Genomic DNA, 25034 nt, shown 5'->3' on the forward strand with positions numbered 1-25034 from the left:
GTCAGCCGGCTTTCACGTGGGTCCAGGCGGTATCGCGGGCCTGCTCGCCCCTCGAGGACGCATTACGGAAGAAGAAATGGGCCTTGAGGTCGTCGGGGGCGACCAGGCACTGGGGGAACGGCTTCACGATCGAGGCGTAGACGTCCTCGCTGCCGCCGACCGGCATGGGGTAGCCGATGTACTGGATGTTCTTCCGTACGTTCTCGGGTCTGAGCATGTAGTCGATGAAGAGCATCGCCGTGCCGGGATGGCGGGCGTTGGAGGGGATCGCGTAGCAGTCCGAGTTGATCGGCGCGCCTTCCCGGGCGACTTCGAAGCCGAGCACGGACGGGTCCTTGGCCTGTCCGAGCATGGCGGCCATGTCCCCGCTCCAGGCCTGGGTCATCACCGCGTTGCCGTTGAGCAGGTTGTTGTAGCTGTCGCTGGAGAAACCGCGCAGCCGGGGACGGAGGCTCTGCAGCGTGGTGGTGATACGGGCGAGGTCGTGCTCGTCGGAGGTGTCGATGTCCAGGCCGAGTTTGAGCGCGGCCATGCCGAGCACCTCGTCGCGGTCGTCGAGCACGAAGACCTGTCCCTTGGCCCGGGCGTTCCACAGGTCGTCCCAGGAGCCGGCCAGGTCGTCGCCTATCCGGTCCTTCCGCCAGCCGATGCCCGTCTTGTACATGGTGAACGGGACGGTATGCGCGGAGCGGCGGTCGTACCAGGGGTCGGCGAAGTAGCGGTACCGGCCGAACACCGCGTCGGCGTGGTGCAGCCGGGAGTGGTCGATACGGCGCAGCCGCCGGCCGTCGGCCAGCCGCTGTGCCCATTTCGCCGTGGGAAAGATGATGTCGTAGCGGTTCCCGGCGTTGAGCTTGGCGGCCATGCCCTCCATCGAGTCGAAGTTCGACTGGATGACCTTGACGCCGTACTCCTTCTCGAATCCGTCGAAGACGGCCGGGGCGACGAAGTCCGCCCAGTTGAAATACACCAGGTCGCCGTCCACCTTGACGTCGATCGGCTGGTCCGGGTCTCCGAAGGCGTTACGGTCCTCCGGCAGAAAGCCGCACCCGGCCAGGGTGAGACCGAGCGCCGCGGCGGCGCCCGAGCGCAGGAACGCGCGCCGGGACGGAGGTGGGGGTTCCTCGGGGGACATGGGGTCCTCTCCGTAGGGGATGAGCGCTGCTTCAGGGAGCGGTCACGGATGCACGGAAGCCCTGTCCTCCGTGCGGGACCTGTCAGCCGTGGCGCGGGGCGTCGCGCGCCGAGGGGGACGGCTCGTGGCGCTGTCTCACCGGTGGGTGTCAGCGCATGGTGCCACCGAGGTCGGTGCGTACCCGGTCGGCGAACCAGCCGACCGCGGCTTCCCGGCGGGACAGGGGGCCCGGCTCGAAGCCCGGGGTGCCGAGGCCTTTCTGTACCCGGGACACCAATTCGACGTCTTCGTCATTGGTGATCCAGCCGATGTGGATGTTGAGCCGGCGCGCGAGCCGGGTCCGTGGACTCGTCCCGCGGCGCGTGTAGAAAGCGCCGGGGACGGCTACCCGGTCGACCGCCGTCGGTATGGCGGTCCAGGCAAGCACATGGTCGGGGTAGAAGTCGATGAGTGTGTTGGGGTAGATCACCGCGTACCGCCAGATCCGCCGGTCGGCCTCGTTCAGACCCGGCATCGGGGACGCGAGGCGCTGGTAGAGCCGCTCGGCCCAGTTCGAGGACGGCTTGTCGCGCAGCGGCGAGGCGAAGAGCACGTAGGACTCGTCGATCTCGCTGGTGTAGCCCTGGTAGTCGAGCAGGCGCATCAGCCCGGGGTGGGCGACCGGGACGTGATAGCCCTCCAGGTAGTTGTCGACCGCGACCTTCCAGTTGGCTTCCTGTACGTCCGCGCCGGCCAGATCGTAAATGCGGCTGCGTCCGACCGGCACCAGATCGGCCCCCGCGTAGTGGCCGACGGCCTCCGCCAGTCCGGCGCACTGCTCCGCCAGCGGCACGGCATCCGGATCGAGGTTGGCGAAGACGAACCCCAGGAACGATTCGACCCGGACCGGGAAGAGGCCGAGCGCGGGCTTGTCCAGGCAGGGGATCTGCCGTGCTTCGGGCGCACCGACCAGCCGTCCGTCGAGCTTGTACGTCCAGCCGTGATACGGGCAGCGGATGGCCTTGCCGGAGGCTTCGGGGGCCGCGACCAGCCGTGTGCCGCGGTGCCGGCACACATTGAGATGCCCGGCCAGGGTGCCGTCCTCGGTGCGGACGACCAGTACCTCGCGGTCGGCGACGGTGGCGGCGAGCCGGGCGCCGGGGCCGGGGAGATCGGACTCATGGCACACGAGCTGCCAGGACTTGGCGAAGATGTGCCGCGTCTCGGCGGCGGCCGTGGCCGGGTCGGTGTAGTAGCGGGCGGCCAGTGCCGGCCCGGGGACATCCTGTTTCGGCGGTTTCGTGGTGGCTTCGGGGTGCATCGGGTCACTCCTCCATGCCGCACGGGTGCTGGGGGCCGGGGCGGCAGGGCGGGGTGGAAAGGCCCTGAACCGGCGCACCGGATCCGTGCTGACTAATTGGTCAGTCAGATTGCTGGCGGGTTTCAACGAAGTCAAGACTTGTGTCCTGACTAATTGATTAGTTAGCGTAGTCGTATCGCTGCTCCGGCGCTCCGCCGCACGGATCCCGGAAGCGAGCGGGTGCGTTGCGCCCCGACCCGTCGGCCGAACCCCCGCAACGGCACCTCACCCCGGCACCGAGCCACGGCAAGGCCCACACCCAGCTGCCCTGACCCGACCCGTGCCGGCACCCACTCCTCTCCCCGGAGGCACGCATGAGCGGTCGTCGGAACCTGATCTGGCTCGGGCTCACCCCCGAACCCGAACGGGAACTGCCCGCCACCGTCGCGGCCCTGCGCACCGCGGCGCGGCGGATGACGGACGCCCCCGCGGAGGCGACCGAGGCCGAACGGCGCCGCGTCGAGCGCCTGATCCTGCACGGCACCCAGCACGGCTGGCTCCGCTATCTCGCGGAGGTGACGGACCTGGTGACCGCGGTCGCCGGCCGTACCCGCCCCGGCGACCGCCGGGCCGCACTCCGGGCCGGAGAGGTCGTGCTCGACCACCACCGCATGCTGATCGGCCTCCCCGGACCGGGGTACGACCGCACGGCCGCGGACCGCAGCGCCCTGGAAAGCGCGGTGCGCAGCCTGCGCACCACCTCACCGGACGGAGACCGAGGATGACCGGGATCGACTCCCTGACACCGCAGGGGACCCCCTCCGTGCTCGGCTCGGCGCCAGGCGTGACCGAGGACGCCGGGGCCTATGCGGCCACCGGCGGTTACCGCAAGGCGATCGGAGCGGCGGAGCTCCTCGACCGGATCGCCGACGGCCTGCGCGGACGAGGCGGCGCCGGCTACCCCACCGCCGCGAAACTGCGCGCCGTCCGCGACGCCGGGCCCCGCCCCGTCGTCGTGGCCAACGGTGAGGAAGGCGAGCCCGGCTCCGTCAAGGACCGCTGGCTGCTGCGGGCCCGCCCGCACCTGGTCCTGGACGGGCTGGCGCGGGCCGCGGAGATCACCGGTGCGGAACGCGGCTATGTCTACGTCTCCGACACCGTGGCGGGCGAACGGATCCGCCGTGCGCTCGCCGAACGGGCACCTCAGCTGCCGTGCGACGTCGTCGAGACCCCGCACACCTACGTCGCGGGGGAGGAGACCGCCGTGGTCCGCCGGATCAACGGCGGCCCCGCCCTCCCCACCGCCAAACCGCCCCGCCCCTACCAACAGGGCGTCGGCGGCGCACCGACCTTCGTCGCCAACGTCGAGACCCTGGCCCGTATCGCGCTCATCGCCGCACGGCCGGACCGCCGGCACCGCACGGCCCGCGCCACCCTGGTGACGCTCGCGGGCAGCGGCGCGGAACCCCTGCTCGCCGAGGTGCCCTACGGCTGCACCCTGCGGACCCTGGCGCGGGCCCAGGGCACCCCCGAGCCGGCCGGCGCTCTCATGGGCGGCCTCTTCGGGGGGCTGATCGGCCCCGGCCAACTCGACCTCGCACTGGACCCCGACACCCTCGCGGCCGCGGGCACGGCACTGGGCTGCGGGGCGATCCGCTTCCTCGCCCCGGACGAGTGCCCGGTGTCCCTCGCCTCCGCCGTCCTCGCCCATCTCGCCGCCGAGAGCGCACGGCAGTGCGGCATCTGCGTCGCGGGCACCGGCTCCCTCCACGACGCCGTCGGTGCCCTGACCACCGGCACGGCCGACCCCGACCTCCTCACCCGGATGCACCGCTGGTCGACGGCACTGCCCGGCCGCGGCGCCTGCGGACTGCTCGACGCCGCGGCGGGCACGGCCGGCAGTCTCCTGCGCGCCTTTCCCGACCTGGTCCGCTCGCACCTCGACGCCGCCTGCCCGGGCTGTGCCGCGCCCGCCGACGCCGGCCGGCTCACCGTGCCCGTCCCGCACGTCGCCCACCCCGCCGTGCCCCGCCCGCGCACCGCCCCCTCCTCCCGCTGAAAGGACGACCACCGTGAAACTCCGTCTCGACACCACCCGCTGCCAGGGCTACGGCCTGTGCCAGGAACCCGCACCGGACCTCATCGACCTCGACGAATGGGGCTACGCCGCCGTCGTCGCCGACCCCGCGCCGGGCGCCTCCGAGGAGGCCGCCCGCGCCGCCGCCGAGGCCTGCCCCAACTCCGCGCTCCGGTGGGAGAGGTGACCATGGGACGTGATCTGTCGGCCCTGTTCGACCCGAAGTCGGTCGCGGTGGTCGGTGCCAGTGACGACCCGGCGAAGTACGGCCATGCGGTCGCCGCCCAGGCGCTGCGGGCACCCGACCGCCGCCCCGTCCACCTCGTCAACCGCCGGGGCGGCACGGTCCTCGGGCGCACCACGGCCACCTCGCTCGCCTCGATCGGCGAACCGGTCGAACTCGTGGTGATCTCCGTACCGGGCCCCGGCTTCGAGGCCGCCGTCGACGACGCGCTGGCCTGCGGCGCCCGCGCCATCGTCGGCATCACCGCCGGCTTCGCCGAGACCGGCCCCCTCGGGCTGGCGCGCCAACAGGCGATCGCCGACCGGGTACGCGCCGCCGGCGCCGTCCTCGTCGGCCCGAACTGCCTCGGCATCGCCGACAACACCACCGAGCTCTATCTCGCCTCGGACCGCTTCGCGCCCGGCGGCATCGCCCTGCTGAGCCAGAGCGGCAACCTCGCGCTCGAACTCCAACTCCGCTGCGCCCCGCACGGTTTGGGATTCTCCCGCTTCGTCTCGCTGGGCAACCAGGCCGACGTCACCCTCGTCGACCTCGTCGAGGACGCCGCCCGGCACGACGCCACCCGGGCCATCGCCGTCTACGCGGAGGACTTCGGCAACGGCCGGGCCTTCGCCGAGGCGGCCGCCGCCGCGGGCAAACCGGTGGTCCTGCTCACCGCCGGGCGGGGCGCCGCCTCCGCGCGCAGCGCGCAGTCGCACACCGGCGCCCTGACCACCTCCGCCGATGTCGTGGCCGCCGCCTGTCGCGACGCGGGCGTCGAACTGGTCGCCACCCCCCACGAGATGACCGTGGTCCTCGCCGCGCTGAACGGGGGGCGGCGCGCCACCGGACACCGCACCGCGGTCTGTACGGACGGCGGCGGCCACGGAGCCATCGCCGCCGACGCCGCCGAAGCCGCCGGGCTGGCCGTGCCCGAACTCGGGGCCGCCGCACAGCAACGGCTCAGGACGCTGCTGTGGGAACAGTCCGCGGTGGGCAACCCCGTCGACCTGGCCGGGATGGGGGAGCAGAACCCGCACTCCTACGGCGACACCGTCGGTGCCCTGCTCGCCCTGGACGAGGTCGACTCCGTCGTGTTGACCGGGTACTTCGGCGGTTACTCGGCGGCGACCGGCGGCCTGGGCGGGCCGTCGGCCGAGAGCGGCACCGCGGGCGGCGGGAGCGCGCTCGCCGCGGGCGAGCTGGAGACCGCACAGCAGATGACCGTCCACGCGGCGCGCACCGCCAAACCCCTGGTGGTCCAGTCGATGTTCCCGCAAGCCCCCAGCTGCCGGACGCTGGTCGAGGCGGGCATACCGGTGTTCGCGTCCACCGAGGACGCGGCCCGCGCACTGGCGGCCATGACCGCGGCCGAGGCCGCCGGCCCGCCCGGCGTCCGCCGGCTGCCACCGGCCGCGCCGCCGCTGCGCGACCCCGGCTACCACGGCGTCCGCACCCTGCTGACCGCCGCCGGAGTGCCGTTCCCCGAGGCCCGTGAGATCACCGATAAAGCCCAGTTGTGCGCCGCCGCCGACGCGTTCCCGGGGCCCTACGTCCTCAAGGCCCTCCACCTCCTGCACAAGTCGGACGCCGGCGGTGTCGCCCTGGGGCTGCCGGACCGGCCGGCGCTCGTCACCGCCTTCCGGGAGATGCACGCCCGGCTCGGCGCCGCTTCCTACTCGGTCGAGGCGATGGCCGATCTGACGGACGGCGTCGAACTGATCGTGGGGGTGAACCGCGACCCGCGGTTCGGTCCGATCGCCATGGTCGGCCTCGGCGGGGTGCTCACCGAGGCACTGCACGACGTCGCCTTCGCCCTGGCACCCGTCCCGGCGGCCCGCGCCGAACAGCTGTTGGCCGGGCTGCGGACCGCCGCGCTCCTCAAGGGAGTCCGAGGCCGGCCGGCGGTCGACCTCGCAGCCGCGGCAGCCGTCATCGAGCGCCTCACCACGCTCGCCGCCGCCCACCCCGAGGTCACCGAGATCGAGGTCAATCCGCTGCTCGTCCGCCCGGACGGCGCCCTCGCCCTCGACGCCCGCGCCGTACTGACCTGACGCCCCGCCCCACGCCCGCCGTCCCGGAGGACACCATGGACTTCCGCTACACCGCCCGACAGGCCGATCTGAAGGCTCGCGCCGCCGCCTACACCGAGCTGCTGCTCCCGTACGAGGAGCAGGCCGAGGAGGCCGGGGGACCGCTGCCCGCCGAAACCGTCCGCGAGCTGACCCGGGCCGCGATCGACGCCGGTGTCTACGCCATCAACATGCCCGAGAAGTGGGGCGGTCCCGGACTCTCGCTGCTCGACCAGGTCATCGTCGAGGAGGAATTCGGCAAGGTCACCAACTGCCTGTGGGACATCCCCTGGCGGCCGGCCAACGTGCTGGCGTACAGCACCGAGGCCCAGCGGGAGAAGTATCTGCTCCCCGTCATCCGGGGTGAGCGCTTCGACGCGTTCGCGGTGACCGAACCCGGCGCGGGATCGGACCCCTCCTCGGGCACCAGCACCGCCACCCGTACCGAGGGCGGCTGGCTGCTGAACGGCGAGAAGTGGTTTGTGACCTGCGGTGACATCGCCGACTTCCTGCTGGTGCAGGCCGACGCGGGCCCGGAGCGGGCCGCGACCCTCTTCTTCGTCGACAAGCAGGCACCGGGCGTACGGATGACCCGGGTGCCGCGCTTCATGCACTCCGCCGTGAACGGGCACCCCGAGTTCACCTTCACCGATGTCTTCGTGCCCGACGACGACGTGCTCGGCGGCGTCGGCAACGGCTATGAACTCACCAAGGAATGGTTCACCGACGAACGGCTGATGATCGCGGCCCGCACCACGGGCGCCGCCGAGCGGGCCCTGCAACTGGCCCGGGACTGGGCGGTGGAGCGCAAGCAGTTCGGTTCGGCGATCGCGGACTTCCAGTTGGTGCAGGGGATGCTGGCGGACTGCGCGGTCGATATCGCGGTCAACCGCGCCTACACCCACCAGGTCGCCTGGGAGGCCGACCAGCCGGGCGCCGACCCCAAGGCGCTGCACGCCAAGGCCTCGACGGCCAAGCTCGCGGCGAGCGAGGCGGCGGGCCGGGTCATCGACCGCTGTGTGCAGATCTTCGGTGGCCGGGGTTACGACCGGTCCTATCCCGTTGAGCGGCTCTACCGCGAGCTGCGGGTGGACCGGATCTGGGAGGGCACCTCCGAGATCCAGCGCCTGATCATCGCCAACGAGCTCATCAAGCGCGGTACCCGCGCCCTCGACCTGCCCCTGCCCTGACCCGCCGCCCGCCACCGGACCCCGGCCCACCACGATCTTCGAGGACTGACATGGACTTCCGTCTCACCCCCCGCCAGGCGGACCTCAAGCGCACCGCGCGCGAGCTCACCGAGACCCTCACCGCCTACGAAACCGACTGCGAGGAAAACAACGGCCTCCCGGCGCAGGCCCACGCCGACATCCGCGACGCCGTCCTCGACAGCGGGCTGCAGGCCGTCAACATGCCGCGGGAGTGGGGCGGCGCCGGGCTGACCATCCTGGAGCAGGCGATCGTCCAGGAGGAACTGGGGCAGCTCACCGGCGCCCTGTGGGACACCGTGTGGCGCCCCGCCAACGCCCTGCGCTTCTGCACCCCCGCCCAGCGTGCGCGCTACCTCGAACCGGTCATCCGCGGTGAGCGCCGCGACTGCTACGCGGTGACCGAACCCGGGGCCGGCTCCGACCCGCAGAACCTGGCGACCACCGCGACGCGGACGGCCGACGGCTGGACACTGAACGGCGAGAAGTGGTTCGTGACCGTCGGCGACCACGCCGACTTCATGATCGTCCTCGCTGCGGCGGGTACGGACCGGGAGCCGACGCTCTTCCTCGTCGACAAGGACACCCCCGGCATCGAGATGACCCGGGTGCCGCGTTTCATGCACACCTTCGTCTACGAGCACCCCGAATTCACCTTCAGCGATGTGCACGTCCCCGAGGACGCCGTTCTCGGCGGCGTCGGCAAGGGCTACGACATCACCCGGTCCTGGTTCACGGAGGAACGGCTGATGATCGCGGCCCGTACGACGGGCGCCGCCGAGCGGGCGCTGCGGCTGGCCCGGGACTGGGCGGTGGAGCGCAAGCAGTTCGGGTCCCCGATAGCCGACTTCCAGCTGGTGCAGGGGATGCTGGCGGACTGCGCGGTCGATATCGCGGTCAACCGCGCCTACGCGCACCAGGTCGCCTGGGAGGTCGACGAGGGCACCGTCGACCGCAAGACCCTGCACGCCAAGGCGGCGATCGCCAAGCTCGCGGCGAGCGAGGCGGCGGGGCGGGTGATCGACCGCTGTGTGCAGATCTTCGGCGGCCGGGGTTACGACCGCTCCTACCCCGTCGAGCGGCTCTACCGCGAGCTGCGGGTGGACCGGATCTGGGAGGGCACCTCCGAGATCCAGCGCCTGATCATCGCCGGCGAACTGGTCAAGCGGGGCACCGGCGTGCTGCAGATGCCCACCGCCGGCTGACACCTTCCCGGCGTGCCCGGGCGGGGCACGGCAGGGGCCGGGGCACGCCGCCGCGACCGCTGCCACACCCCGCCCGGCACCGCGGGCCACCGTGTCCCGCCCGGCAGCACGGACCGACGGCCGACCGGTCCGCGTCCGCCCCCTGGCGCGCGACCGGCACTCCCCGATCCGTCCGTATACGTACACCACCAAGGAGGTCAGATGTCCGACGGCACTGGCACTGGCACTGTCGAACAGATCGGAGTCGTGGGCTGTGGCCTGATGGGCTCCGGAATCGCCGAGGTGTGCGCCCGGGCGGGCCGGGACGTGACCGTCGTCGAGACGACCTCCCAGGCGGCGGACGCCGGGCTCCGCCGGATCTCCGGCTCTCTCGCACGTGCCACGGCTGCCGGAAAGCTCTCGGTCCGGGACCGGGACGCCGCGCTCGCCAGGATCACGGTCACCGCGGACCTGTCCGCGCTGGCCGACCGTGATCTGGTCATCGAAGCCGTCGCCGAGGACGAGGCCGCCAAGCTGGCCGTCTTCGCGCGGCTGGACCGGACGGTACGACGACCCGACGCGATCCTGGCGACCAACACCTCGTCCCTTCCCGTCATCCGCCTGGCCGCCGCCACCGCACGCCCCCAGCAGGTCATCGGCCTGCACTTCTTCAACCCCGTTCCGGTGCTGCCGCTCGTCGAGCTGGTGCCGTCCCTGCTGACCGGCGAGGAGACCACCCGCAGGACACACACCTTCGCCGCCGACGTACTGGGCAAGGAGGTCGTGCACGCCGCGGACCGTGCCGGGTTCATCGTGAACGCCCTGCTCGTCCCCTATCTGCTGGACGCGGTGCGGATGGTCGAGTCCGGCGCGGCCTCGGCGGACGACGTCGACCGGGGGATGCGGCTGGGCTGCGCCCACCCGCTGGGGCCGCTCGCGCTGGCCGATCTGATCGGCCTCGACACGACGCAGGCGATCGCCGAGTCGCTGTACGAGGAGTTCCGTGAACCGCGCTACGCACCCCCGCCGCTGCTGGCGCGGATGGTCGATGCGGGCCTCCTCGGCCGCAAGTCGGGCCGGGGCTTCCACAGCTACCCATGAGCCCACCGGGCGACGGACGGTCGAAGACGGCGATGCGGGAAGATGGACGGGACGGGCCCGCCGAGCCCGCCGAGGACACCGACACCGATCCGGGGAGCACTCACGTGGCCAAGGCTGAACGCACTCTCGAAACGCGGGAACGGATCCTGTCCGCCGCGTGCGAAGTGATCGCCGAGGTCGGCTTCGAAAAAATCCGTATGCGCATGGTCGCGGAACACGCCGGAGTGTCCACCGCCCTGCTCCACTACCACTTCGAGAACCGTGAGCGGCTCTTCGCCGAGGCGATGACCCACTCCTTCGCGCAGACCGGCACGGAACTCGACCGGGATGCGGACACGGTGCCCGCCTCGGTGGTCCTGGCCCGCATTCTGCTCAACATGCTGCCCACGGACCCGGAGCTGCGGCAGGACTGGCGGCTGTGGCAGGAACTGTGGGTGCGGGCCCTGCGCGACGAGGCCGCCCAGCATTTCGCCGTGGACCTGTACGACCAGCTGGACACCTGGATCAGCCAGGCCATCCGGCGGGGCATCGAGTCGGGCGAGTTCACCGACTGCGATGTCAAGGCGACCAGCACGCTGCTGCTCGCCCTGAGCGACGGGTTCGGTATCCGGCTGATGCTGGGCGATCCCCATATCGACCTGCCCACCGCCCAAGCGGCCATCTGGCGGGCCGTCGCGGGGCCCCTCGGCATTCCCGAAGGATTCCCCGAGGTCTGAGGCGTGGGCCGGGCGGCGCGCGGGCCGTGTGAACCCGCGGCGCCGCCGTGGGCGGCAGTCCGGCGCCGGGGCGCCGCTACGGGGTGAAGACCGTGAGCGCCTCCTGGGACCGGGCGACGGCTGCGGCATGGCCGAACAGACCGGGCAGACCGCCGGAGTGCAGCAACACGGTGCGCTGTCCGGGCACCACGGTCCCGTCCCGGACCGCTGCCCGCAGACCGGCCAGCGCGCGCCCGGTGTAGACGGGGTCGAGCACGACGCCCTCCGTACGGCCCGCCAGCGTCAGCGCGTCCATCGAGGCGTCCGTCAAGGTGCTGTAGCCGGCGCCGACTTGGTCCCGCCGCAGGCGCAGTGACCCCGGAGCGAGGACCGCACCGGAGAGGCCGGCGACCAGCCCGGTCACCGCGCCCGCCGGGTCGCCCAGCGCGCCGCAGTCGACACCCAGCACGCGGGTGGGCCCGAGCACGTCCACCAGGCCGGCCATGGTGCCACCGGACCCGAGAGCGACGACGACGGTGTCCAGGTCCGGGGCCTGGCCGAGCAGTTCGCGCCCGCACTCGGCGTAGCCGTACGCGCCGAGCGGGCTGGAACCACCGAAGGGAATCAGGGCCGGTACGGCGCCCCTTCGCCGGAGCTGTCCGGCCACCCGCTCCGCCGCGGCGGCGAGTTCCTCGCCCCGCACCTCCCCGGCCCAGGCGACGGTGGCCCCGAAGAGGCCGTCGAGAGCGAGGTTGCCGGAGGCCGACGAGCCCGGGGAGCCGGCCAGTACGAGCACGACATCGAGCCCCAGCCGGGCACCGGCCGCCGCGGTCAGCCGGGCGTGGTTGCTCTGCGGGGCACCGGTCGTCACCAGGGTCGTGGCTCCCTCGGCGAGCGCCGCACCACAGATCCACTCCAGCTTGCGCACCTTGTTGCCGCCGCCACCGAGACCGGTGAGGTCGTCGCGCTTGATCCAGAGGTCCGCCGTCCCGAGGCCGAGCGCACGGGCCAGCCGCGGCGCCGGCTCCAGCGGGGTCGGCCAGGTCCCGAGTGCTGCCCGTCGCGGGGCGCCGCTGCCCAAGGTCATCGTCACTGTCCTTCCGTCCGCCCTGCCCTTGTCCGTCCGCCGGTCAGCGTGCCATGCCGGGCCGACGGCCGGCGGGTTCCGCTCATGCGCCGGCCGTCGGCCCGGCACCGTCCATCAGGCCCACGAACATCGTCCGGTGCAGCTGGGCGACGTGCCGCCGGGCGACCTCGGCCGCGCCCACCGGATCGCCGCGGCGCAGGGCGTCGACCAGGGCGCGGTGTTCGCAGTTGGACCGCCGGAGGGTGTCCAGCGGATACGGCAGGTAGTAGCGGTAGAGGTCCTGCAGCACCGCGCCGTACGGCGCGGCGGCGAAGGTGACGCCGGTGGCCTCCGACACCGCCAGGTGGAACCGCTCGTCGTGGCCGCGGAACTCGGTCCAGCTCTCGGCCGCGTCCATCTCGCCGACGAGCCGGTCGAGGGCGTCGAGGGCGGCTTCGCCGGCATGCAGGGCCGCCAGATGGGCGACACCGCATTCGAGGACGAGCCGGTGGTCGATCAGCCGGTGGACCTCGGCCGCTGCCGCGCGGTAGGCCGCGGCCTCGGTGACGGTTCCCTTGGCCGGCCGCTCGGCGACGAGGGTGCCGCCGGTCCGGCCGCGCCGGCGCTCCAGCACACCGTCGGCGTGCAGCGAGGCGAGCGCGCGGCGGACGGTGATGTCCCCGACGCCCAGTGCGGCGGCGATCTGGTCGGTCGGCGGGAGCCGCTCACCGGGGGCCAGCAGGCCGAGCTCGACGGCGAGGGCGATACGGGCGCGCACCGTATCCAGGGCGGAGAGCCGTTGAATGCCACCCAGTGGCGGGGCATTCAGGCCCCGCACCGCGGCCTCGGGCTCCGTGGCGTCGGGAAGGTGTCCGGGCATGACTCACCCTAACAAAGATCTCATTATGAGATCTCTTGAATAAGAGCTCATCTTGCTCTAATTTCATGCGGGTCCTGATGTCCCCCGGCGGCCCGTCGGGGGGCTCCCCCCGGCGGCCCGTCGGCCACAGCGCCGTCCGGCCAGTGAGAACGCAGGTGAGGCCCGTGTCCCGACCCCTGCCCGTAGCCCTCGTCCAGGCGCCGCCCCGCCCGGCCACGGCACCCTTGTCCGGCTTCGCCGAGGAGGTCGGGGAGCTGATCGCACGCTTCCCGCAGACCCGGCTCGTCGTGTACCCCGAGCTGCATCTGTGTGGGGTGACCGGCTCCGCCGACGCGTCCGAGGACCAGCTGCGGGCGGCGGCCGAACCGCTGGACGGCCCCCGAGCGCGGCAACTCGCCGAGCTCGCCGGGGACCTGGGCATCTGGCTCGTACCCGGCAGCGTCTGTGAGCGGGGGCCGGACGGCGAACTGTTCAACACGGCGCTGGCCTTCTCGCCCGAGGGCCGGCCGGCCGCCTCCTATCGCAAGATCTTCCCGTGGCGGCCGCACGAGCCCTACGTCCCCGGGGACCGCTTCGTCGTCCTCGACCTGCCGGGGACCGGCCGGGTCGGCTTCTCGATCTGCTACGACGCCTGGTTTCCCGAAGTAGCCCGCCACCTCGCCTGGATGGGCGCCGAAGTGATCATCAATCCCGTCATGACCACCACCTCTGACCGCGCCCAGGAGCTGGTGCTCGCCCGCGCCAATGCCATCGTCAACCAGGTGTTCGTGCTCAGCGTCAACACCGCGGGCCCCACCGGTACCGGCCGCAGTCTCGTCGTCGACCCCGAAGGCCGGGTGCGCACCGAGGCTTTCGGCCAAGGCCCCGCCGTCCTCACCGATGTGCTCGACCTCGACGACGTCACCCGGGTACGGGAGTTCGGCACCGCCGGTCTGAACCGTATGTGGGACCAGTTCACCGACACCGACGCTCCGCTGGAACTCCCGCTCTACGACGGACGTATCGACCCGCGCCGCTGGCGGCCCGCCGGCCCCGCCCCGTTCCCTCCCCGCACGGGCGACTGACCCCCGACCCGCCTCCTTCCCCGTACCGCGGCACATCCCCGGAGCCACCCATGGACCCCTCCGAGCACACGCTCGCCCGCACCCTCACCCTCAAGTCCGTCGTCCTGTTCGGACTCGCGTACATGACGCCGCTGATCGTCCTGGGGACCTTCGGCGTCGTGGCCGACACCACCGGGGGCGCCGTGCCCACGGCCTATCTCCTCGCCCTGTGCGCCATGCTGTTCACCGCGCACAGCTACGGGAAAATGGCGGCCGCCTACCCGGTCGCCGGATCGGCGTACACCTACGTCAGGGAGGCCATCGACGGACGCGTCGGCTTCCTCGTCGGCTGGGCGACGCTGCTGGACTACTTCTTCCTGCCCATGGTCATCTGGCTCATCGGCGGTGCCTATCTGCAGGCGGAGTTCCCCGGCGTCCCGTTCTGGGTGTGGATCCTCGGCTTCATCGTGCTGACCACGGCGCTGAACGTCCGGGGCATCAAGACCGCGGAACGCGTCAACGACCTGCTGATGGTCTTCCAGTTCCTGGTGATCGCGTTCTTTGTGCTGCTGTCCCTGCGGCACGTGGTCCAGCTCGGCGGAGCGGGCGCAATCGCCGATGCCACGCCCTTCGCCAACCACGCCACCACCCTGGCCGGCATCTCGGCGGGCGCCGCCATCGCGGCCTACTCCTTTCTCGGCTTCGACGCGGTCACCACACTCACCGAGGAGACCATCGACGCGAAACGGACCATGCCCCGCGCCATCCTCCTCGTCGCCCTCATCGGCGGCGGAATCTTCGTCGCGGTGGCCTACGCGACCCAACTGGTCCACCCGGGCAGCGCCTTCACCGACGCCGACTCCGCGGCCTTCGAGATCGCCCGGGTCATCGGCGGGGACGTGTTCGCCGCCCTCTTCCTCGCCGGGCTGGTCGTCGCCCAGTTCGCCTCCGGCATCTCCGCCCAGGCCAGTACCTCCCGGCTGCTGCTCGCCATGGGCCGCGACTCGGTCCTCCCGCGCAAGACCTTCGGGTGGATCCATCCCCGGCTGCGCACCCCCGTCTTCAACATCGTGCTCACCGGCGCCGTCGGCCTCATCGCCCTGCGCATGAACGTGGCCACCTCCACGTCCTTCATCAACTTCGGCGCGTTCACCGCCTTCACCTTCGTCAACCTCAGCGTCCTCGCCACGTACCTCCGCGGCCGCCGGGCTGGGGACCGCCCCCGCGTCCTGCCCTACGTGATCGCCCCGGTGATCGGCGCCGCCGTCGACATCTGGCTGTTGGCCCATCTCGACTTCAAGGCCCAACTCCTGGGCCTGATCTGGCTGGCGGTGGGCATCGCCTACCTCACCTTCCTCACGAAGGGCTTCCGAAGGCCCCCGCCGAAGATGGAACTCACCGAGGACTCCCGTACCGCCGCCATCACGTGAAGCGGCCCGGCGGACGGTGCCCGCCGCTGCCACCGGACGCTGTGTGATCATTTCGGGATGAGTGTGAGCGGCGGGGCAGTGGTTCCCGGGTACCGGACGGCAGCGGCCGGGCGCCCTGCTTTTGCGGGGGAGTTCGAGGTGCATCTCACCGTCCGGGACGACGGGGACCGCGAGGTGGCCGGGCAACTGGCCGAGTATGCGGCGGCACATCGCATCAAGTGCGTCCATATCCTGCTGGCACAGGGGGAGGTGCCCTCGCAGCCGATGCTGACGCTGCGGGGGACCGGGACGTACGAGGAGGTCCGGGCCGAGGCCGTCGCGAGGGCGGACGGGCTGCGGGCCGCGGGGTTCGAGGTGGTGCGGACGAAGATCGAGGCCACGCCCTGGAGCGCGGGCGTCCCCGGCACGGACGCGGAGGCCGCCGGGCTCGGTCCCGACTACTACTTCGAGCATCACCTCAAGCTGGTACTGGCGCGTCCCGCTCCCGTCGACTCCCTGCTCGCCCTCGCCGTCGGACACGGTGCGCACCTCTCGCGCAACGCACGGCGGGTACGGTCCGACGGCCGGGAGGAGCGGTTCGTGACCCAGCGGTGCCGGATGGTGGGCCTGGCGACCGCGGGGCAGCGGCTGGACGCCCTGTCGGGGCGGCTGCGGGCCGCGGGCCACCAAATAGCCGCCGTCGAGCGGGAGTTCGTGGTCCATGACGGGAATCCGGCGCTCGACGCGGGCTGGCTGGACGGGGAGTGCGCAGCGACGGGGGAGAGGATCGGCTCATGACGGGGACCGACGAGACGGACGCGGGGGCGCAGTGGCGGGCGTTCCGGTACGGGCCGTGGGAGGGCACGGCGGTCGTGCCACGGGCCCGGCCGGACGAGGCGACGCGGGCGGAGATGGATCTGCCGGCCACCTTGCTTCCCGTACCGGATGACGGGGTGGTGCAGCGCCCGGTGTTCGACCCCGCGGCACTCCATCATGTCTTCGGGATGCGCCTGGGCGAGCCGAGCTTCGCGGAGGCGGCGGTCGGTGAGCGCTGGTACGAGGCGCGGCGCCATGCGCTGCATCACGTACTGGCGGCGCTCGCACAGTCCCCGTGGGCCGGTCATCTGGTCCTCCGCGGCAGCATGCTGCTCGCGTCGTGGTTCGGGGAAGCGGCACGCGAGCCGGGTGATCTCGACTTCGTCGTGGTGCCGGATACCTGGCAGCCGGCGGACGACCGTACGGACCGGATGCTCGACGGCATCGCCGCCGCGGCCGAGGCGCTGTCCCACCGCGGCGGCCCGGTACGCCTGGACGCGCATGCCGCGGTCGGCGACGAGATCTGGTCGTACGACCGGGTGCCGGGCCGGCGGCTCGTCATCCCGTGGACCGCCGAAGCCGACGGTGTACCGGCGGGCAGCGTGCAGCTCGACTTCGTCTTCCACGAGCGGCTGCCCGCGCCCGCGGAGCCCACCGAGATCCGCGGACCGCAGGGCACCGCACCGGTGGTGGTCCGTGCGGCGACCCCCGCGCTGTCGCTCGCCTGGAAGGTGCTCTGGCTGGTGAGCGACCTGCATCCGGAGGGCAAGGATCTCTACGATGCCGTCCTGCTCGCCGAGTGCACCGAGTTGCCGTTCGCCCTGCTGCGCGAGGTGTTCCGGGGCGTGGACGGCGGCAGCTTCGACCGGCATCCGGTGCTGCTGCAGACCCTCTCCGAGATCGCGGGCGACTGGTCCGAGCTCCGCAAGGAGTATCCGGACCGGACCGGGTTCGCGGCCGCGGCCCCGTGCGTCGAGTACGAGTACGTCGATCGTCTCGTGACGGCTCTGGAGCCCACCTTCGCCAGGGACGACGGCAGCGGCGATACCGCCGCGTACCGGCAGCGGGCCGCCTGGTTCGCCTCGCTCACCGCGGAATGCGCTGAGGTCCTTGCCGGGCGGGGCATGGACGCGGTGCAGGCCCTGCTGCTCGAACGGAACGTGACGTTCGACAACACGGTCGTCATCACACGGGAGCTGTCCGGTCGCGACGGAGCTGCCCTGCGGGATGCGGCCGCCGTGGTGGCGGAGTTCCGCAGGGACCATCCGGCGGTCGGCCGGCGGACGTGGCTGCTCGCCGACCCTGATGAGGTGGTGCGGCAGCTGAGCGGAGATGCGGGCGGCGCATCGGGCTGAACCGGGGCCGGCCGCCGGCGGCCCGTACACCCGGTACACCCCGTACCGTCCCCGCTAACCCGTGCCGCTGATGCTCTCCGGCTCGATGACGAAGAGCACGCGCTCCTGGTCGCGGCCCCCGTACCAGGGATAGGGCCGGCCGAGGTACTTCTGGGCGAGCTGCTCGATGTGCTCGACCGCGCCCTCGGTCGTCGTCTCGACCACCCGGCCGCGTACCTGGAAGTAGCGCGAGGGGTTGTCCGGGTCGGAGACGGTGACGGCCACGCGGGCGTCGCGCCCGATGTTCCGGGTCTTCACATGCGTCCGGACGCTGTTGATCAGCACATGCTCGCCGTCGGTGTCGACCCAGGTCTGGGTGAGCTGAGGTGAACCGTCCGGCATCGAGGTGGCCAGATAGCAGGTGCTCGGGCGGCGCAGCAGCGCGAGAAGTTCAGAGGGAAGGTGCACAACGGTCTCCCGGCCGGTCGCGGATGGGGCGGCGGTCCGTCCGGTCTCGTTCCGCCGCTGGGTGCAGGTGCGCTGCATGTGGTGGCCGTGGCGGAGCATATACGGGCCGGTCCGTGCCGCGATCTTCGGGCGGCGCGGACCGGGCGGGCCCGCAGAGGAGGGGCCGAGAGGAGATCCGGAGCCGGACCTCGCCGGCCGCGGTTTCGATTTCCGCCGTCCTCTCCCGTCAGGTGCGAGGGGCCGCTGCCTCCCTCTCCTCATCCCTCTCCTCATCCCCTCTCGCCCGAGGCGCTGTTGGGTGGTGCGAAGCAGTCGGTTCCAGCCGCTATGCTTGCTGGATACAAGCAATGGGTTCAGCGGACCGACGACATCACCGCGAAGGATCACGACGATGAGTAAGGGCACGGTCCATGACTGCGACCGGGCTGCTCCGCAGGTCACCGCCTCGTCGGGACTCGACGAGGCCGCCTCCGGGCTGGGGACGGAGATCGTCCGCTTCTCGCGGCTGATCGCGGCGTGGAAACAGCGCGCCAAGACCGACGGAGGCGCCGCGGACCGGGTGCTGCTGGCCAGACTGGTGGTCGGCGGGGACCAGCGGGCGACCGATCTGGCCGCCGATGCGTTCCTCGACCTGTCGACCGTCAGCCGTCAGGTGCGTTCGCTGGTCGAGCGGGGACTGGTGACCCGTCGCCCCGACCCGGAGGACCGCCGCGGGTCTTTGCTGGCGGCGACCGATGCGGGGCGTGCCGCTTTCACGCACTACCGCGCTCAGCGCGACGCCGAACTGGCCGCGCTCCTCGAACCGTGGTCGCCCGACGACCGGGCCGACCTGATCCGGCTGCTGGGCCGTCTCAACGAGGACATGGCAGAACGACAACACACACGGCTGGGCCCCGGGGGAGACCAGGGCGCCGCCGTGGAGCAGGGAGACATACGTACATGAGCACAGCCACCTCCCCGCCCCCGGCGGGAGCCGAGGCGATACCCCAACCGGGAACCCTGAGCCACCGTCAGATCCTCACCATCCTCAGCGGCTTGATGCTGGGGATGTTCCTGGCCGCGCTCGACCAGACCATCGTCAGCACGTCCATCCGGACCATCGCCGACGATCTGCACGGCCTCAGCGAGCAGGCCTGGGCGACCACCGCCTACCTGATCACCTCGACGATCGCCACACCGCTGTACGGCAAGCTGTCCGACCTGTACGGCCGCAAGCCGTACTACCTGGCCGCGATCACCATCTTCGTCGCGGGTTCGGTGCTGTGCACGTTCTCCACCTCGATGACCGAACTCGCCGCCTTCCGGGCGGTGCAGGGCCTGGGCGCCGGCGGTCTGATGTCGCTGGCGCTGGCGATCATCGGTGACATCGTTCCGCCCCGCGAACGCGCCCGGTACCAGGGCTACATGCTGGGCACCTTCGCCACCTCCAGCGTGGCCGGGCCGCTGATCGGCGGCGCGCTCGCCGGACAGGACCAGCTGCTGGGCATCACCGGATGGCGCTGGGTCTTCCTGGTCAACGTGCCGATCGGCATCGTCGCGCTGTTCGTCGTCGCGAGGGTGCTCAACATCCCGCACACCAGGCGCGATCACCGCATCGACTGGTGGGGAGCGCTCACCATCTCCGTCGGCGTCGTTCCGCTGCTGCTCGTCGCGGAGCAGGGCCGGGAGTGGGGCTGGGACTCGTCCCGGTCGATCGCCTGTTATGCCATCGGTGCGGTGGGCATCATCGCCTGGATCTTCGTCGAGCGGTGGATCGGCGACGATGCGCTGATCCCGATGCGGCTGTTCCGCAACGGCACCTTCAGCAAGACCAGCCTGCTGTCCGTGCTGATCGGTATGGGCATGTTCGGCGGGATGCTGATGATCCCGCAGTACCTCCAGATCGTGAAGGGCGCCAGCCCCACCAAGTCGGGCCTGGAAATGCTGCCGTTGATGGCGGGCATGTTCATCGCCTCCATCGCGTCGGGCCAGATCACCTCCAAGACCGGCCGCTACAAGATCTTCCCGATCATCGGCACCGCGCTGATGATCGCGGCGATGCTGCTCTTCCACTTCAGGGTCCAGTGGGACACCCCGCTGTGGCAGACCATGGTGTACATGCTGGTCTTCGGCCTGGGACTCGGCGGATGTATGCAGACCCTGGTGCTGGCCGTACAGAACGCGGTGCCGCCGCGGGACATGGGCGTGGCGACCGCCTCGTCCACGTTCTTCCGTCAGATGGGCGCCACCGCCGGTACCGCGATCTTCCTGTCGGTGCTGTTCAGCACGGTCGGCGACAAGATCTCCTCGGCGTTCAAGGACGCGGTGTCCACCGAGCGCTTCCAGGCCGCACTGCACGATCCCGCGGTGCTGCACGACCCCGCGAACAAGCCCGTGCTGGACATGCTCAAGCACCCCGGCAACGGCAACTCCTCCGGTGTGCTGAGCGATTCGTCGTTCATCCAGCACCTCGACCCGCGGTTGGCCGAGCCGTTCAAGCGCGGCTTCGCCGACTCGATGCACACCGTATTCCTCATGGGCGCGATCGTCGTCGCCCTGGCCTTCCTGCTGATGTGGTTCATCAAGGAGGTGCCGCTGCGGCAGTTCTCCGGTCTGCAGGCACGTGCGCAGGACGAGGCCGAGGCGGAGTCCGCCAAGGGCGCGGTCGACGGTGCGGTGAACGGTGCCGAGGGTGCGGTCGACGCCACCGGCGGCGCGGATCCGCACGAGCCGGCCGATGTTCCGGCCGCCGACGCCGTACCGGTCCTCGCCGCGGCCCCCTCGGGCTCAGCGGACGGCGGAGCCGGCACGACCGGACCGGTGATCCGGGGAACGGTGCGCGACGGCGGCGGCAGGCCGGTGGCGCAGGCCGCGGTCACCCTGATCAGTGTCGGCGGCCGGCAGCTCGGCCGTACGGCGACCGGGGCCGACGGCGGCTACGTCCTGCCCACGACGGGCGCCGGCACCTATGTACTGATCGGCTCCGCGGGAGCCCGCCGGCCGCAGGCCGTGACCGTGGCGGTGGGCGGCGAGCCGGTGTCGTTCGACCTGTCCCTCAGCGGCGCGGCCGGTCTCTCGGGCGAGGTCCGCGAGGAGAAGGGCGACGACCCGGTGCCCGGCGCACTCGTCGTGGCCACCGACGTACGCGGCGAGGTCGTGGCCTCGGGCGTGGCCGGCCAGGACGGCGGCTTCGCGTTCGCTGAACTGACCCCGGGCAGCTACACCCTGGCCGTCAGTGCCCAGCACCACCGTCCGTCCGCCCTCCAGGTGGAGGTCACCTCCGGCGACCGCAACTGGTACGAGGTGCGGCTGACGCTCGGTGCCCAGGTCCGCGGGACCGTCCGTACGCTACGCGGCGGCCCGGTGGACGATGCCCGGGTGACCCTGCTGGACCCGGCGGGCAACGTGGTGGCCACCGCCACCAGCGGGCAGGACGGTGAGTACGTCTTCACCGACCTCGACAGCGGCGAGTACACCGTGATCGCCGCCGGCTATCCGCCGGTCGCCGCCCCACTGAACCTGGGGGCCGACGGAAACAACGGGTTCGACCTCGAACTGAGCCACGACCCGGCGAGCTGACGAGCGGCGATCGATGCAGGTGAGGGGCTCGGCGGGGGAGCAGCGCCGGGCCCCTCGCTGATGAGCCGGCCAGGAACGGCAGGGGCCTGCTCAAGGGCGCCTGTCGCACCTCCGGCACCCCGCTCACCAGCAGAAGCGCCCCTGCCGGGTTTGGCGCTGCAGCCTCGGCCTACGTACAGTTCCGCCGAAGCTTGAATAGAACACACGATCCCAGGGAAGCGGCAGCGGCGATGACGGTGACCGAAACAGGCCGGGCCGATGGCACGGGTATCGACTCGGAGCGGATGGCGGTCTGCCTGAGCGTGCTGGAGGAGCTCGACGCGCTGCCCGTCGACCACCCGGACGCGATCGCCATACGGCGCGCCACCGCCGGCATCTATCGCAAGGTGAAGCAGCGCCGCCGGCAGGAACGCCGGGCGGCCAAGAGTGCCAACGACAGGGCCGTGACCGCGGCCACGGCCACCGGTGCGCCCGGCCGGATCGACGACGAGACACAGGGACTGGCCCTCACCAGCTCCGTGACCACGGAGATCGCCGGAATCCTGGAGCGGCCCAGGTCCTGCTACACCTGCAAGTCCCGCTACGTCGAGGTCGACGCCTTCTACCACCAGCTCTGTCCGCCCTGCGCCAAGGAGAACCGGTTCCGCCGCGACGCCCGCACGGACCTCAGCGGCAGGCGCGCACTGCTCACCGGCGGCCGGGCCAAGATCGGCATGTATATCGCCCTCCGTCTGCTGCGCGACGGCGCCCACACGACCATCACCACCCGCTTCCCGAGCGACGCCGTCCGTCGCTTCAAGGCGATGCCGGACAGCGCGGAGTGGCTGCACCGGCTGAAGATCGTCGGAATCGATCTCCGTGATCCGGCCCAGGTCATCGCGCTCGCCCACTCGGTGAGCGCCGAGGGCCCCCTCGACATTCTGATCAACAATGCCGCCCAGACCGTCCGCCGGTCTCCCGAGGCGTACGGGCAGCTGATCGCCGCCGAGTCCGCCCCGCTGCCCGCCGGGGAACTGCCCGCCTCCGTCGTCCTCGGCCGATTCGGCAGCGGCGCTCCCGCCGCCCTCACCGCCGCATCCGCCACGCACAGCGCGCTGAGCGCCGAGGAACTCACCTCCCTCGCCCTCACCACCGGCTCCGCCTCGCCCGCGCGGATCGAGGCGGGCACCGCGATCGACGCCGGCGGCCTCGTACCGGATCTGCACGCGACCAACACCTGGATCCAGAAGGTGGACGAGGTCGACCCGGTCGAGCTCCTGGAAGTCCAGCTGTGCAATATGACCGCACCCTTCCTGCTGGTCAGCAGGCTGCGCCCGGCGATGGCGGCGGCCCCCGCACGCCGCAAGTACGTGGTCAACGTCTCGGCCATGGAAGGCCAGTTCAGCCGCGGCTACAAGGGCGCCGGGCATCCGCACACCAATATGGCCAAGGCGGCGCTGAACATGCTCACCCGGACCAGCGCCCGGGAGATGCTGGACACCGACGGCATCCTCATGACGGCCGTGGACACCGGCTGGATCACCGATGAGCGCCCGCACCCCGACAAGATGCGACTGGCCGACGAGGGCTTCCACGCTCCCCTCGACCTGGTCGACGGAGCGGCCCGGGTGTACGACCCGATCGTCCGCGGCGAGCTGGGTGAGGACCTGTTCGGCTGCTTCCTGAAGGACTACGCGCCCGCGGCCTGGTGATCCGGACCGCCTGCCGCCGCGGGCCGGGCGTTCCCGGTCAGCGGTCCGGCCGGTGGTTCCCGGCGGGTCCGCGGGACGGGAAGGCCGGCACGCAGCCGTCCCAGCAGGGCTCTGGCCGCGGGGCCGGCGGGCCCCTCCGTCCGCCAGGTCAGCGCGACCCGGCCACGCGGCCGCGGCGCGGTGATCTCCAGCGTCCGCAGCCCGGCGGCTGACGCCTCGTCCGCCGGCAGCGCCGGGACGACGGCGACGCCGAGGCCACGGGCCGCAAGCCGCGCCAGCACCTGCGGGGCGGCTGCCTCGAAGGCGACGCGGGGCCGGATTCCGGCCTCCGCGCAGGCGCGTTCCAGTACCCCGCGCAGACCGGTACCGCGCGGCAGACTGATCAACGGGCGATCGCGGAGGGCGGCCAGCGGGACGCTCGTACGGTCGGCGTGCCCCGCCAGGAGGGGGTCGCCCGGGGCGACGGCGGCGACCAGGGGCTCGTCGACCACGACCTGGCAGGAGAGGCCCGGCGGCGGTTCCTCGGCCGCGAGCCCGATCACGGCGATGTCGAGCGCACCGCCGTGCAGTGCGGCGAGCATCCGCTCCGAGGTGTCCTCGATGAGGGAGATCTCGACCTGCGGGTGCGCATCGTGGAAGTCGGCCAGCAGCGAAGCCAGATCGAATCTGCGGGTGCCGGCGCCCGAGACCAGGCCGACCCGTACCCGGCCGCGGAGCAGCCCGCTGAACTCGTCCACGGTCTGCCGTATCTCCTCGACGGCAGCGAGCGCGGCCCGCGCATACGCGAGGACGGTCTCGCCCACCTCCGTCGTGGTCACCGATCGGCCGGAGCGGTCCAGGAGCGGCTGCCCCAACTCCCTTTCGAGCTGCCGGATCTGGGCGCTCACCCCTGGCTGCGCCAGATGCAGCCGGGCGGCCGCACGGGTGAAGTTGGCCTCCTCCACCACAGCGACGAAGTACTGCAGCTGCCGAAGTTCCATAACTGCTGATTCTAGAGAGGAGAACAGCAAGCTCTTGGACTTATGACGAAGGTGCCAAGACCCTTGGGTGAGAGGCAGTTCGAGAGACGAATCCCGAGCGGGAACGCCGATGGCTGATTGCCGGAGGAGAACGTCTACGGGTTCGGGAGGAGTACACAGATGAGTATCGAAGCGGCGATCGCGGCCGAACGCCGGGAACTGGCCGACCTGTTGGACGGTCTGACGGCCGAGCAGTGGGAGGCGCCGACGCTCTGCGCGGGGTGGCGGGTACGGCATGTCGCGGCCCATATGTCGATGGGGTTCCGCTACTCGCTCTCCAAGACGGCCGTCGAACTCGTCAGAGCGGGCGGCAATCTCCACCGGATGACCGACCGGTGCGCCCGCAGGGACGCGGCCGCCGCATCGACGGGTGAGCTTGCCGACTTCCTCCGGGACAACGCGCATCACCCCTGGAAGCCACCGGTCGGCGGCCTCGCGTCGGCGCTGGCGCACGACGTGGTGCACGGCCTGGACATCACGGTCGCCCTCGGCCTCGACCGGCGCGTTCCCGAGGACCGGATACGCCTCCTCCTGGAGAAGGTCACCCTCCGGACCGCCAGATTCTTCGGCGCCGACCTCACCGGTACCGAGCTCCGCGCCGACGACCTCGACTGGTCCTTCGGCAGCGGCACGCCACTGTCCGGCGCCGCCCAGGACCTGCTGCTGGTCGCGTACGGCCGTAAGCTCCCGCCGGGCCGTCTCCAGGGGGAGCGGCACCACCGGTTCGCCGCCGGCTGAGCCCGGCCGAACGGTACGGCGGCCGCTCCCGCCCCACC

General features: G+C 71.8%; 22 protein-coding genes. 16 read left to right on the forward strand and 6 right to left on the reverse strand.

Annotated elements, in window-relative coordinates; all coding sequences use genetic code 11:
• Position 1: 1 nt before the first annotated feature.
• Together ACWGI6_RS03715 and ACWGI6_RS03720 are read right to left on the reverse strand one after the other, a co-directional pair.
• The gene (locus ACWGI6_RS03715; RefSeq protein WP_453265947.1) at positions 2-1135 is read right to left on the reverse strand and encodes a polyamine ABC transporter substrate-binding protein; all 1134 of its coding nucleotides are present in this window, start codon (positions 1133-1135) and stop codon (positions 2-4) included.
• 148 nt (positions 1136-1283) lie between these two features.
• On the reverse strand, positions 1284-2435 hold the full coding sequence (locus tag ACWGI6_RS03720) for an aromatic ring-hydroxylating oxygenase subunit alpha (protein WP_453265948.1): 1152 nt from the start codon (positions 2433-2435) through the stop codon (positions 1284-1286).
• A gap of 353 nt (positions 2436-2788) precedes the next feature.
• Here ACWGI6_RS03720 and ACWGI6_RS03725 point away from each other — a divergent pair, with 353 nt between their 5' ends.
• The 8 genes from ACWGI6_RS03725 to ACWGI6_RS03760 all read left to right on the forward strand — a co-directional run bounded on the left by ACWGI6_RS03725 (position 2789) and on the right by ACWGI6_RS03760 (position 10995).
• Positions 2789-3199: a hypothetical protein gene (locus ACWGI6_RS03725; protein WP_453265949.1), complete on the forward strand. Its 411-nt coding sequence runs from the start codon at positions 2789-2791 to the stop codon at positions 3197-3199.
• Positions 3196-4473 carry an NADH-ubiquinone oxidoreductase-F iron-sulfur binding region domain-containing protein gene (locus ACWGI6_RS03730; protein ID WP_453265950.1) on the forward strand — a complete coding sequence of 426 codons (1278 nt, stop codon included), beginning with the start codon at positions 3196-3198 and terminating at the stop codon, positions 4471-4473. Before ACWGI6_RS03725 ends, ACWGI6_RS03730 begins: the two co-directional genes overlap by 4 nt.
• Positions 4474-4486: 13 nt before the next feature.
• A complete protein-coding gene (locus ACWGI6_RS03735; protein WP_453265951.1) occupies positions 4487-4678 on the forward strand; it encodes a ferredoxin in 192 nt (63 codons plus the stop codon).
• A gap of 2 nt (positions 4679-4680) precedes the next feature.
• On the forward strand, positions 4681-6768 hold the full coding sequence (locus tag ACWGI6_RS03740; protein WP_453265952.1) for an acetate--CoA ligase family protein: 2088 nt from the start codon (positions 4681-4683) through the stop codon (positions 6766-6768).
• Positions 6769-6803: 35 nt separating this feature from the next.
• The gene (locus ACWGI6_RS03745) at positions 6804-7976 is read left to right on the forward strand and encodes an acyl-CoA dehydrogenase family protein (RefSeq protein WP_453265953.1); all 1173 of its coding nucleotides are present in this window, start codon (positions 6804-6806) and stop codon (positions 7974-7976) included.
• Between the two features lie 50 nt (positions 7977-8026).
• A complete protein-coding gene (locus tag ACWGI6_RS03750; protein ID WP_453265954.1) occupies positions 8027-9199 on the forward strand; it encodes an acyl-CoA dehydrogenase family protein in 1173 nt (390 codons plus the stop codon).
• Between the two features lie 201 nt (positions 9200-9400).
• A complete protein-coding gene (locus ACWGI6_RS03755) occupies positions 9401-10279 on the forward strand; it encodes a 3-hydroxybutyryl-CoA dehydrogenase (protein ID WP_453265955.1) in 879 nt (292 codons plus the stop codon).
• Positions 10280-10383: 104 nt separating this feature from the next.
• The gene (locus ACWGI6_RS03760) at positions 10384-10995 is read left to right on the forward strand and encodes a TetR/AcrR family transcriptional regulator (protein WP_393904862.1); all 612 of its coding nucleotides are present in this window, start codon (positions 10384-10386) and stop codon (positions 10993-10995) included.
• 76 nt (positions 10996-11071) lie between these two features.
• Here the strand turns inward: ACWGI6_RS03760 and ACWGI6_RS03765 are convergent, their stop codons facing one another.
• Positions 11072-12061, reverse strand: coding sequence for a D-cysteine desulfhydrase family protein (locus tag ACWGI6_RS03765; RefSeq protein WP_453265956.1), 990 nt, complete (start codon positions 12059-12061; stop codon positions 11072-11074).
• A gap of 82 nt (positions 12062-12143) precedes the next feature.
• Positions 12144-12920, reverse strand: coding sequence for a FadR/GntR family transcriptional regulator (locus tag ACWGI6_RS03770; protein WP_453265957.1), 777 nt, complete (start codon positions 12918-12920; stop codon positions 12144-12146).
• A gap of 164 nt (positions 12921-13084) precedes the next feature.
• Here ACWGI6_RS03770 and ACWGI6_RS03775 point away from each other — a divergent pair, with 164 nt between their 5' ends.
• The 4 genes from ACWGI6_RS03775 to ACWGI6_RS03790 all read left to right on the forward strand — a co-directional run bounded on the left by ACWGI6_RS03775 (position 13085) and on the right by ACWGI6_RS03790 (position 17543).
• Positions 13085-13984 carry a carbon-nitrogen hydrolase family protein gene (locus ACWGI6_RS03775; RefSeq protein ID WP_453265958.1) on the forward strand — a complete coding sequence of 300 codons (900 nt, stop codon included), beginning with the start codon at positions 13085-13087 and terminating at the stop codon, positions 13982-13984.
• A gap of 50 nt (positions 13985-14034) precedes the next feature.
• Complete coding sequence (locus ACWGI6_RS03780) at positions 14035-15393, forward strand: APC family permease (protein ID WP_453265959.1); 1359 nt, start codon at positions 14035-14037, stop codon at positions 15391-15393.
• Positions 15394-15531: 138 nt separating this feature from the next.
• Positions 15532-16170 (forward strand): hypothetical protein, encoded by a 639-nt coding sequence (locus ACWGI6_RS03785; RefSeq protein ID WP_453265960.1) that lies wholly within the window; start codon positions 15532-15534, stop codon positions 16168-16170.
• Complete coding sequence (locus ACWGI6_RS03790) at positions 16167-17543, forward strand: nucleotidyl transferase AbiEii/AbiGii toxin family protein (RefSeq protein ID WP_453265961.1); 1377 nt, start codon at positions 16167-16169, stop codon at positions 17541-17543. Before ACWGI6_RS03785 ends, ACWGI6_RS03790 begins: the two co-directional genes overlap by 4 nt.
• Before the next feature lie 54 nt (positions 17544-17597).
• Here the strand turns inward: ACWGI6_RS03790 and ACWGI6_RS03795 are convergent, their stop codons facing one another.
• Complete coding sequence (locus ACWGI6_RS03795; RefSeq protein WP_453265962.1) at positions 17598-17990, reverse strand: PPOX class F420-dependent oxidoreductase; 393 nt, start codon at positions 17988-17990, stop codon at positions 17598-17600.
• 391 nt (positions 17991-18381) lie between these two features.
• On the opposite strand from ACWGI6_RS03795, the gene ACWGI6_RS03800 reads away from it, so the two are divergent.
• The 3 genes from ACWGI6_RS03800 to ACWGI6_RS03810 all read left to right on the forward strand — a co-directional run bounded on the left by ACWGI6_RS03800 (position 18382) and on the right by ACWGI6_RS03810 (position 23239).
• Complete coding sequence (locus ACWGI6_RS03800; RefSeq protein WP_453265963.1) at positions 18382-18933, forward strand: MarR family winged helix-turn-helix transcriptional regulator; 552 nt, start codon at positions 18382-18384, stop codon at positions 18931-18933.
• The gene (locus ACWGI6_RS03805; RefSeq protein WP_453265964.1) at positions 18930-21548 is read left to right on the forward strand and encodes an MFS transporter; all 2619 of its coding nucleotides are present in this window, start codon (positions 18930-18932) and stop codon (positions 21546-21548) included. Before ACWGI6_RS03800 ends, ACWGI6_RS03805 begins: the two co-directional genes overlap by 4 nt.
• Positions 21549-21778: 230 nt before the next feature.
• Positions 21779-23239 (forward strand): SDR family NAD(P)-dependent oxidoreductase, encoded by a 1461-nt coding sequence (locus ACWGI6_RS03810; protein WP_453265965.1) that lies wholly within the window; start codon positions 21779-21781, stop codon positions 23237-23239.
• Here ACWGI6_RS03810 and ACWGI6_RS03815 read toward each other — a convergent pair.
• Positions 23218-24219 carry a LysR family transcriptional regulator gene (locus tag ACWGI6_RS03815; RefSeq protein ID WP_453265966.1) on the reverse strand — a complete coding sequence of 334 codons (1002 nt, stop codon included), beginning with the start codon at positions 24217-24219 and terminating at the stop codon, positions 23218-23220. The two genes, ACWGI6_RS03810 and ACWGI6_RS03815, sit on opposite strands and share 22 nt — an antisense overlap.
• A 159-nt stretch (positions 24220-24378) precedes the next feature.
• Here ACWGI6_RS03815 and ACWGI6_RS03820 point away from each other — a divergent pair, with 159 nt between their 5' ends.
• Entirely contained in the window at positions 24379-24996 is a 618-nt protein-coding gene (locus ACWGI6_RS03820) for a maleylpyruvate isomerase family mycothiol-dependent enzyme (protein WP_453265967.1), read from the forward strand.
• Positions 24997-25034 lie beyond the last annotated feature (38 nt).

Source organism: Streptomyces sp. NPDC054786 (assembly GCF_053611685.1).